The following is a 9,058-nucleotide window of genomic DNA, read 5'->3' as shown; positions in this document are numbered from 1 at the left end:
CCTCTCGTGTACTGGTTTATATTACCCAGTATTGACAGGCGCATTAACTGCTAACAGCGAGGAAGCGGAAATAATGACCAGAATTTGGTCCTTCATATTTCCATCCAGATTATCAAATTTCCAATTCCTCAAATAGTTTGTGGAATCATGATCAGTTCCTCTCTATTAGCTCGTTAACCTTTGGCGGCTGGCTCTTGTACAGTCAGTGTGATTTTTTGTTCTGCACCGTCCCAATCCAGATGCAGGCCAAGGCTTTCTCCTACAAAACGAAGCGGGATCATTGTCCGGCCATTAAGAATAATGGGAGCTACATCGAGTGTCTGCTCCACTCCGTTGACCAATGCGGTTGGTTTATCTACCCACAAGATAACTGTCGAACTATTCAGATGGATGGTTATTTTTTGTTCTTGATTCTGCCATTCAAGAGTACCTCCGAGTTCTTCAATTAAAGCCCGGATTGGCAAAATAGTTCTGCCATTATACAGCAAAGGGGTGGTTCCGTTCCCCTCATCAATTTCCTTTTCAACTCCATTGACCGTCATAAGGGGATTGTCCAGTTGCATGACAATTTGTTTTGCTTTGGCAGTTGCGAGGACTTCATTGGATGCTTGTGACTCTAGCCCTTCTTTATATACCGCCTTACAAATATAGTAGTACTCTTTCGTAACATCAACGTTAGAATCAGTAAATTCCGTAGTCTGTAACGGGAAGTCGGTTAACGGTGTGGAGGAATATTGCCCATCAGTTGCTCTTCGATATACATAATAGCCTTTTAGCAGGTCAGTATGCTCAACGCCAAGCCATTGTACTTTTACACTTTCATTTATGAAGCTTGCCTTTAGTCCCGTTGGTTTATTCGCAACTGCAACAGGGATAGAAGCCTCCAAATCACCGTAATGTGCTGTAAGGGTTGTAGAACCTGTAGAACGCCCGTAAAACGTGCCGTCCTCCATGTCTGCAACATAGAAATCCTTTACTGTCCATTTGGCCTTCCCTATATCCAATTGCTTTTTGGTCCCATCAGAATAAAGACCGTTCAGTTGCATTTTTTGGGATTCGTTGACTCCCAAGTTGATTGAAGCTGGTTCAATTTCAATTTTGACCAAACGAAGAGTCAATGCGGATGCGTCCAACAAGGTCACATTCGCTTCCTGATTAAGCCTGACAACAAGATATTTCCCATTGGCAGTCAAATAGGAAAACGTGGGAGCAATTTGTGATTTGGCATTTAACGCATTGATTTTGTAATTCTCTTTGAATTGCTTTTCAATGGGGTAAGCATGGTCACCCACGATAAGCAGTTGACTGTCGGCAGTGAATGAGAGGCTGCCGAATGTTTTTAGAGTGGCAATCTGGTTATACCCATTGGCTGCATCATAGATGAAGGTCCCGGAATTTTCACTACTGTCAAAAGACAGAGCCATGAATTTGCCGTCAGGAGAATAAGACACATCGTAGAAATTAACGTTCCTGAAATCCTTCCACATGATTCCGAAGGATTTGGTAACAGAGGCGGAAGCGCCGTCCCGGATTTGCATCAAACCGCTGCCATATCCAGTGCTGTTCTGCTCTCCAATCAATACAAATTCATTCTTGCGCGGATTAAAAACCAGCTTCTGAACTGTACCCTGAATTGGCACCGAATAGGTTTCTTTTTGGGAGTCAACATCAATGATACTGATTCGTTCGGCTCGGATTCCCGCGATTAATGTTTTTCCGTCATTGGAGAATTGGATCGCTTCCGGCTCCAAAGCCTCCTCCAATCCATATTGAGATTCGTATGGATCAAGCACCCTTCCAACGATTTCTCCGGACTGGGGGTTGAGAAACATTAATCCTTCATAGCGGCCTGCTACTGCAAGCAAAGAACCATCGGGACTGAAGGCAGCATCTTCAATTGTCTCTATTTTCAGTTTGGGAGATGTACTGCTTCTACCGCTGTCCAGATGCCAGATGGAATTTCCGTATTCGCTTGCCGTCAGCATAAATTGTCCATCTCTACTAAGACTAATCTTGGTGGTGTAAGAATCGATGGTGTTAAAAATGGGCAGTTCTGCTTCACCTGCACCGTAAGCAGAAGCGTTCGCAATTATCATGCTTCCAATCAAAGCCAAGCTCAAAATCATGCTTCGTATCTTTTTCACTTTTTAGAACCCTCCTTGGTTGTGCTTTCCTCATAGACCGTTTGGAAGAATGAGTCATGCTCCAGCGGGTTTAATTCCTCATTGTCAACCTTGATGGATTCTACCTTTATGGTGTCATTGAGGATTGAAAATGTGATTACTGCGGTAGCGGGTTCATTGTTGAACAAAATTTCTCCCTGAAAATCCACATATTTCTGTATGCCTTGCTCATAAGTCTTCCATTTAGGATCATTAAAGAAGTTGTCGAATGCTTCGCCAATAGTCACTTTGCTGCTGTAATCGGTCAGGTAAGAAGTGCTTACACGATTTGATTGTAGCTGTGGAGCAACTTCTTTTCCTGTAACGAAGATAGCCGGAATCAAGAAAATGCAGAATATCAAAATCAGAATAAACACGGGCTTCTTTCTATCCCTTTTGAATCGAACGAATTGCTTGTAGGCATCTACAGGCGCGGCTGGATTAAAGAGTTTATCAAGGTAGTGCCCAATGACTACGGCCTCTAGAATACAATTGGTCTCCTTGCCCAAACCACCCTTTTTTCCGCGCTTGACAAAGAGCTTGTTGTTTTGGATTACCAGTTCATGTGAGGTGTACTTGCCTTCAATTACGACATTACCGTTTTCGTTATGGCGCATGTTCTTTAACTCAGGGTAGGTAAATCCCTTTTGCTGAAGGAGGGATAAAAGCTCAGCAGGGTCAAGATCATCAGGAATCGTGATTCCTGTTTTGTCTTTCCCATACTTTGCGTTTACGACAACTGGCTTAATGATCAGGATATAAATGATATAGGCAAAGGCAAGAAGAAGAATAAAGGTATTCATGGGGGTTGCTCCTCTCATTTTTTGATTAGCAGTCTTGGCAAAGATCGGTTGGTCAGGTCTCACATCCTTTGCTGCAAAGTGGAAACAGTGTGATGATGTCCCTTCTTCTTTAGGAAAAAAGTCCCTGTATTATCTAGAAACTGATAAAAGTATACCGAATTCGATCCATTAAATCAATGACTATAGGCGCTGATAATAAAAGCGACTATAAAGCGTTGTTTGTATCCCTTGAAGCCTCTATCGTTTTCCTATAAAGCTGGAAAATAGAGGTGGATGAATGGGTGAGATTGCAGTTCGCGTGGGAGAGGTAATCCGCGACTTGCGCAAGCAGCGTGGCCTGAGTCAGGAGAAGCTGGCGCTAAAGGCAGGCATCAACACCAGCTATATGGGGCAAATTGAGCGGGCGGAAAAGTCTCCGACCTTGGATACGCTTGAAAAAATCGCCGTGGCCTTGGACGTAGAGCTGGAGCAGTTCTTTCAGTTCGACCTGTTGGATCATAGCGCGGCGGATATGACATTTATGGAGAAAATCCAGTTTGAGTTGAAGCATAGAACCCCTAACGAGCAGGAAGCGGTGTACCAATTCGTGAAGCAGCTTCTATGGTTCCGAGATTCCCGTCATTAACACAGGAGCATAAAGCAATGTGGGGGATTATCAATGACGAGAATGTGAGCCGTGACAGGCCGCGGCGCTGTAAGGGCGTGTTCTTTGCGGTAATAAGGATGCTGCTGGCAATGAAGTACAGTCAAGTGGTAGCTTCGGGGATCATCTGTCTTCGGTTGGCTGGTCAATCGAAAGGATTGAACGGCGCTCTGAACTGGAATGTCCATGGTTTCAAGCACGTACCAAATAACGTTTTGCAACCAGAGGGGAACAGCATCTTGAACCGATTGGGAAATAATTTTTGTTCCGTTGAACATGGGAATCACCTCTTTAATGAAGAAATAGGCTAGAACAGCCCATGCTCCTTTAGACTGAAGAAGCTGTGTCCGCCGATGACAATATGGTCAAGCACGTCTATGCCGACAATTTCCCCCGCTTTTGCCAACCGTTTGGTTAACGTTTGGTTAATTCAACATCTTCGGAGGAAGGCGTGGTATCCCCGCTGGGATGGTTATGAACACAGATAAGAGAAGCGCTGCAATGCTTGATTGCCGCATGAAACACTTCCCGCGGATGCACCACCGTGGCATTCAGAGAGCCAATGGAAATCACCTCCTTGAAGATGACGTGATTCTTGGTATTCAGAAACAGGCCAATAAAGTGCTCCTTCTGCTCATAACGCAATTCGGGTTCTAGAAGCGAATACACATCCTGTGGTGAACGAATGACGCTCGGTGGCTGGCATGGCAGCATCAGGAGCTTCGCCAGCTTCATAATGGCCGACAATTGTCGTGCCTTCCCTTTGCCAATACCCTTAATGAGCGTTAATTGCTGCTCCGAAGCATCCAGTAGAGCATTAGATGTGGGAAAGTGCTGGAACAACTCCTCAATAGTGTAACTGTTGGCCTGCTCCCTTAGTGACTCGGAGACGAGATGCTTTAGGGCTTCCGGTGGGTACATGGGCGATTCCTCCTATATATTGATCAAATGATAAAGCCGGACACCAACTGCGTGTCCGGCTTTAGGTAGTTTTCATAAGAATAATATATACTTGCAAGTCGCAGGTGTAATAAATCGTTGTATATTTTTCCATAATCAAACATATGTTTGGAAGGTATTGGGACCTAAACGACGAAATGTTATGACGAATAATGCAATATATCGTAGGTTTTATTAATCCCCATGTTTAGGTGGAGATGGATATGTCGACAAACATTCATTCTGCAAAAAATCCAATGCTGGGATACCGCTTTCAGCCATTGTATGCCCTGTTAGTGTTATGGAATGAAGCAGAAGATGATACAGATAGAGTACAGGTAGAAGCTGATGATGATGTTACTTTAAATGGAAGCATGATCAATCTTTATCAACTTAAGCACAGTACAGATAATTCCAAAACACTTACAATAAAAAATGATGGGTTTTGGAAGACCATAAGAATTTGGGCTAGCTTTGCCGATTCTGCTAAACATAGATTGTATTTTGTTACTGCTGATCAGGTAAAACCTGATGATCCGCTATATAAATTAGTACAAAAGGATTCTGAAAGAAACGATTTAGTTAGATTGATGGAGGATGAAGCAAACTCAATTATTGAAGCCAGAAATAAAGCGAAAGCAATGGGTAAAAAGCCTCTCCCATATGAAACGAGAATCGATGGTTGTTTAGCATTTAACAAGTTAAGTCCCGATCAGCGCATTAACTTGGTTAATAAAATTTTAATCAGGCCCCGGACATTCGACATTTTTCAAGTGCAGGCTGAGGTTATTCGTATTTTATCAAATATGGCTGTTAGTAAGTCGCGGCCATTAATTGCTGAGCGATTACTGCAATGGTGGGATAAGAGGATGCTTGAAAGTAAGGATGGCATCACTAAGTCAGAGCTTGTCTTTAATGTCCACTACCTAATCGCTCAATTTCAAGATAATAATCTTCCTGATGATTTTTCAATCGTAACTCCTGCTTCCATAGATTCAGAATTAGGTGGATTTATGGAAAAGCAAATTGATTTGGTAAATGGAGGGTTTAGCAGAAAAAAGCGAGCAGCTATTGCTAGATGGAGAGCCAGAAACCAAAGAGAAAGATGGATACAGGATGATCTTTTATATGCGATGGAATTAGAGGGATATGATGAGGTATTACGGCAAGTTTGGGATGACAGACATGCTCCTATGAAGGATGACTTGTTAGGTGAATCAGAAAATGTCTGCAAGGAAAAAGGTCGCTGTTTGTTGGATTGGGTTCATAATGAATCGCATCTTCATATTAACCCTATTAGAACAGAATGGAAGCAGCATTTTTTAATACATGGTTCATATCACCAATTGGCAGATGAGTTAAAGGTTGGATGGCACCCCGAATTTAAAGATAAATTATCTCAGGATAAATAAGAGGGAACATATGATTTCAACGGATGTTTTCACAATAACGAATCCCGCTCTTGGTGGACTAATTATATGGTCTTTCTTGCAAGGCTATGAGTCAAATGAAAAGAAAGGCTGTCCATTCCCACTTATTTTTTTACCTCTTCCCTTAATACTTTCCAAAACAATAAGAGATGAGTTTAAAGGGACGAATGCCGGAACCGGATTATACACGTGGGTTGCAAAGAATCCTAAAGTGCTTGTTAATCTTAAAATAAGGATCGAAAGCAGCAGCCAGGTCACAAGAAATGCTATTGTATTTGCTAGTGCAAGTCAGGTTTTAAAAATATCTGAAGATGGAGTTCTCTTCTCAAATAACTCAGGTATTGCTAAAAATAAGATTAAAGACTCATCTGAGGAAATTAATGAAATGGTTAGAGTAGCAAATAGACTTGGTAAGTGGTTTTCTCAAATAAATTCAGTTTCCGATATTTATAATAGTTTGGGGCTAAGATTATGAAACGATGGAACATTAGGAAAATTGTTATATATAGCCATAATGGAGAAAAGAATGAACTAACTTTTGACCTCGAAAAAGTAAATATTATTACTGGTGAATCAAGGACTGGAAAATCTGCAATACCTGAAATTATTGACTATGTAATGGGTTCAGGAGAATGCCATATACCTGCTTATGTTAGAAGAACTCTTAGCTGGGCAGGATTAGTATGGCAAAAGAATGAAAATCAGTTTGCCGTGTTTAGAAAAGTACCTCGAGCAGGAGCGAATTCAAGTAGTGAATCACATTATGTATTAGGCACAAACGTAAATATACCAAAAAGAGCAGAAGAAATTCCTTCGCATACTAATATTGATACTTCCATGCGAAAGTTTGAAAGCTTATTAGGTATGGGGGAAGTAAAAACCGAAACATTTGGCTCAATTCGCGATAGCAAATCAATCACGATTAGGACCGTTTTACCTTATATGCTTCAAGATGACAATATTATTACGAATAAGTCCATTTTATTAAGAGGGACTGACGAATACCAAAAAAGGCAGCATATTATTGATTCACTCCCGTATTATTTAGGAATAATTGATGAAGAAACCATGCAAAAAGAAATACAGATGAGAGACTTAACAAGGCAAATTAGAAGGTTGGAAAAGCAAAAATCTGAGGATGATAGTATTGCAGGCGTAGGCACTTCGAAAGCATACGCTTTGCTTTATAACAGTTATGATTTGGGTTTATGTGAATCACCTCCACCTAATCTGACCGAGGAAACGATTCAGCAGCTCTTATTTGATGTTTCCCAGTGGAAGCCTTATTCGCCTTCTCAGCAAGAAGGCAGACTTTCTAACCTCTATGAGAAATTAACTGGATTGCAAAGCGAAGCTGTAATCATAAGAAGAAAGATCAATTATGCAAAGAAATCAATTGAAAGTGCAAGCGAATTTGAAACAACAGCTAACACGCAGGGAAAACGATTAGAAGTAATTAATATTTATAAAAAGCCCCATGAAGTTAGTAGCTGCCCATTATGTCAAAGAGAGCTTTCCACAGAAAATAATGCGGTAAAAAGCATTAACGATATGGTCAAGAAGGTACAACATGATTTATCAAGTGTTAGGAAAGAACGCCCGAAACTGGATAAGTACCTAAATCATTTGCAAGAAACATTGTACTCAATGAATGAACAAATTACTCAAACCGAATTCGAAATTAGCCAGTTAATAAAAGAAGACGATACCCTTGAAGCAGGATTAGACTTACAAGATAGACGAAATAGGCTAGTTGGTAGCATTGATCTTTATTTGGGCTCTGTAGCAAAAGTGGCAGAACGAGGTGGAACTAGAATTGGCAGTAATATTGTGACATTAAAGGAAATGGTAAAAAAACTAGAGGAAGAATTAGATGCAGATTACAAAAAGGAAGCATTAGCAAATATTGAGCTAAGGATTGCAACTACTGCAAGAGAAATAATCAAAGAGATACCGTTTGAAGAAAAGTACAGGGAAGAGCCAATATATTTGAATTTAAGAGATATGAAGGTTGGGATTGCGCTTAGAAACCGAATCGAATTTATGCGTGATGTTGGCTCAGATGAAAATTACCTAAGTTTGCATGTTTCAGTTTTACTTGCGTTCCATAGGCATTTTGCCCAACAGAATAGGCCAGTACCAGGGGTTCTCCTTTTTGATCAAATAAGTCGCCCTTATTTCCCTCCAGACGAAGAACCTAATTTGGTTGAAATTTCTGAAAACAGTGATCGTTCTTCATTAATGCAATATTTCAATCTGCTATTTAAAGAAACTCGTCGCGGCGAATCATTGCAGGTAATTGTATTAGAACATGCTGACTTTAAAAATAGCAGCGAGTATCAAAATGCTGTGAAAAAACGTTGGAAAAAAGGAATTGATGGTTTAATTCCTATTGGTTGGCCGGAGAAGGATTGACCCGTATCAAAGAAAATGTGACATCCCATTGTTGTTTGAACATACAACGACCCGATGGCGAAGCAATTGCTAAAGTGGTGGATAGGTACATATATTTATCGTCTTTACATATCTTAGAAATTGGTTAATCAACAAATGTGGCTAATTACAACTGACATAATGAGAGATAAAAAGTGTAATCGATTAGGAAGGAAGTAGTGTTCAAATGATCAATTATATTCCAGCGATTATTACTGCATCAGTAGCGCTGATCGCAGCTGTAGGAACTCAATTTATATCCCATTTTTTAACTGCTAAAAGAGAAAAAGATAAAGAGAATAAATCCATATATCAAGAATTTATTACACCTTTCTTAAGTGATGTACTATTCTATTTTAGCACTGAAACAGATTGGAGAAAGGAGCATGATGTTGAAAGAACCATCGATAGAGATCAGGTAGTTCAACAAATAGCAGAAAAGATCAGCTTTGGAGACTCCAATCTTATAAATGCTATTTTTGATTACACCTCTTCTATAACTTTTTTTGACGGGCGAGGAGAATCTAAAAATACAAGTGTTTTAATTGTATTTTTCTGGTACTTAAATTATTCTTTTCATATTACTTGAGTGTTGCGAATTTAGCATGAACGCCCCCTAAATGGGCACACGCGTAGTGCATTCGGGCA

The 9,058-nt window shown here is 40.5% G+C and carries 10 protein-coding genes; 6 read left to right on the top strand and 4 right to left on the bottom strand.

Annotated elements, in window-relative coordinates:
- Positions 1 to 173: 173 nt before the first annotated feature.
- The gene (locus DQG13_RS30010; protein WP_113023878.1) at positions 174 to 2,144 is read right to left on the bottom strand and encodes a stalk domain-containing protein; all 1,971 of its coding nucleotides are present in this window, start codon (positions 2,142 to 2,144) and stop codon (positions 174 to 176) included.
- Positions 2,141 to 2,965 carry a hypothetical protein gene (locus tag DQG13_RS30005; protein WP_113023877.1) on the bottom strand — a complete coding sequence of 275 codons (825 nt, stop codon included), beginning with the start codon at positions 2,963 to 2,965 and terminating at the stop codon, positions 2,141 to 2,143. The genes DQG13_RS30010 and DQG13_RS30005 overlap by 4 nt, the downstream gene beginning before the upstream one ends.
- A 277-nt stretch (positions 2,966 to 3,242) precedes the next feature.
- On the opposite strand from DQG13_RS30005, the gene DQG13_RS30000 reads away from it, so the two are divergent.
- Both DQG13_RS30000 and DQG13_RS32055 read left to right on the top strand, forming a co-directional pair.
- On the top strand, positions 3,243 to 3,590 hold the full coding sequence (locus DQG13_RS30000; RefSeq protein ID WP_113023876.1) for a helix-turn-helix domain-containing protein: 348 nt from the start codon (positions 3,243 to 3,245) through the stop codon (positions 3,588 to 3,590).
- A 17-nt stretch (positions 3,591 to 3,607) separates the two neighbouring features.
- Positions 3,608 to 3,919, top strand: coding sequence for a hypothetical protein (locus DQG13_RS32055; protein ID WP_258525948.1), 312 nt, complete (start codon positions 3,608 to 3,610; stop codon positions 3,917 to 3,919).
- On the opposite strand, the gene DQG13_RS31985 is transcribed toward DQG13_RS32055, so the two are convergent.
- Positions 3,916 to 3,981 (bottom strand): hypothetical protein, encoded by a 66-nt coding sequence (locus DQG13_RS31985; protein WP_397334031.1) that lies wholly within the window; start codon positions 3,979 to 3,981, stop codon positions 3,916 to 3,918. The two genes, DQG13_RS32055 and DQG13_RS31985, sit on opposite strands and share 4 nt — an antisense overlap.
- Before the next feature lie 41 nt (positions 3,982 to 4,022).
- Entirely contained in the window at positions 4,023 to 4,529 is a 507-nt protein-coding gene (radC, locus tag DQG13_RS29990; RefSeq protein WP_397334030.1) for a RadC family protein, read from the bottom strand.
- Positions 4,530 to 4,771: 242 nt separating this feature from the next.
- On the opposite strand from radC, the gene DQG13_RS29985 reads away from it, so the two are divergent.
- From DQG13_RS29985 to DQG13_RS29970, 4 genes are all read left to right on the top strand, one after another.
- Entirely contained in the window at positions 4,772 to 5,959 is a 1,188-nt protein-coding gene (locus DQG13_RS29985) for an ABC-three component system protein (protein WP_113023874.1), read from the top strand.
- A 10-nt stretch (positions 5,960 to 5,969) separates the two neighbouring features.
- Positions 5,970 to 6,452 carry a three component ABC system middle component gene (locus DQG13_RS29980; RefSeq protein ID WP_113023873.1) on the top strand — a complete coding sequence of 161 codons (483 nt, stop codon included), beginning with the start codon at positions 5,970 to 5,972 and terminating at the stop codon, positions 6,450 to 6,452.
- Positions 6,449 to 8,392: a DUF3732 domain-containing protein gene (locus tag DQG13_RS29975; RefSeq protein ID WP_113023872.1), complete on the top strand. Its 1,944-nt coding sequence runs from the start codon at positions 6,449 to 6,451 to the stop codon at positions 8,390 to 8,392. The genes DQG13_RS29980 and DQG13_RS29975 overlap by 4 nt, the downstream gene beginning before the upstream one ends.
- Positions 8,393 to 8,597: 205 nt before the next feature.
- Positions 8,598 to 8,999: a hypothetical protein gene (locus DQG13_RS29970; RefSeq protein ID WP_113023871.1), complete on the top strand. Its 402-nt coding sequence runs from the start codon at positions 8,598 to 8,600 to the stop codon at positions 8,997 to 8,999.
- Positions 9,000 to 9,058: the final 59 nt, after the last annotated feature.

The sequence above is a fragment of the Paenibacillus sp. YN15 genome (assembly GCF_003285005.1).
GTDB lineage: Bacteria > Bacillota > Bacilli > Paenibacillales > NBRC-103111 > Paenibacillus_AR.
The sequence above is the reverse complement of the archived record's forward strand: the minus strand, read 5'-3'. Positions and strand labels throughout refer to the sequence as shown.